Raw genomic sequence first — 767 nt, 5'->3', positions numbered from 1 at the left:
GCGGCTGCGCTGGTGGAGCGAGATAGGGCTCCTCGCCCTCCTGTACGGGGTCTACTCGGCGGGCCGCCTCTTCGCCCGGGGCGACGTGGGCGACGCGATCAATCACGGTCTCGCGATCCTCCGCCTGGAGAAGCTCCTCCACATCAACCTCGAACACCCCCTCAACCGCCTCTTCACCCGCGAGCCCTGGCTCGGCATCCCCGCCGACTTCTGGTACGCCTCCCTGCACTACCTCGTCACGCCGCTCGTGCTGATCTGGCTCTTCCGCGCCCGGCACTCCGTCTACCGCGCGGCCCGCACCTGGCTGATGACCTCGACGCTCATCGGCCTCGTCGGCTTCACGTTCCTGCCCACCTGCCCGCCCCGGCTGCTCGCGGACGGCCACGGATTCGTGGACACGATGGCGCAGTTCAGCGACTGGGGCTGGTGGGGCGGCGAGGCGAGCGCGCCGCGCGGCCTGGGGGGCATGACGAACCAGTACGCGGCGATGCCGAGCCTGCACGTCGGCTGGGCCCTGTGGTGCGGCTTCCTGCTGTGGCGCCACGGGCGCTCGCGCTGGACGCGGGCGGCGGGGATCGCGTACCCGGCGATCACGGCGCTCGTCGTGATGGGCACGGCGAACCACTACCTGCTCGACGCGCTCGCGGGCGCCGCCGTGATGGGCGCGGGCGCGCTGCTGACCCGCCCGCTGCTGCGGGGCGCGGCGCGGGTGCGGCGGGGGCTGCGCTCCCGGCTGCCGGGCGGGTCGCGCCCCGCGCCGCGGGCGG

At 74.4% G+C, this 767-nt stretch carries 1 protein-coding gene; it reads left to right on the top strand.

What is annotated here, in order from left to right:
• Nucleotides 1–767 (top strand): phosphatase PAP2 family protein (locus SSBG_RS19190; RefSeq protein ID WP_008747731.1); only part of this gene is annotated, 767 nt, incomplete at both ends.

The organism is Streptomyces sp. SPB074 (assembly GCF_000154905.1).
GTDB lineage: Bacteria > Actinomycetota > Actinomycetes > Streptomycetales > Streptomycetaceae > Streptomyces.
This window is presented reverse-complemented; position numbering and strand designations above follow the sequence as displayed.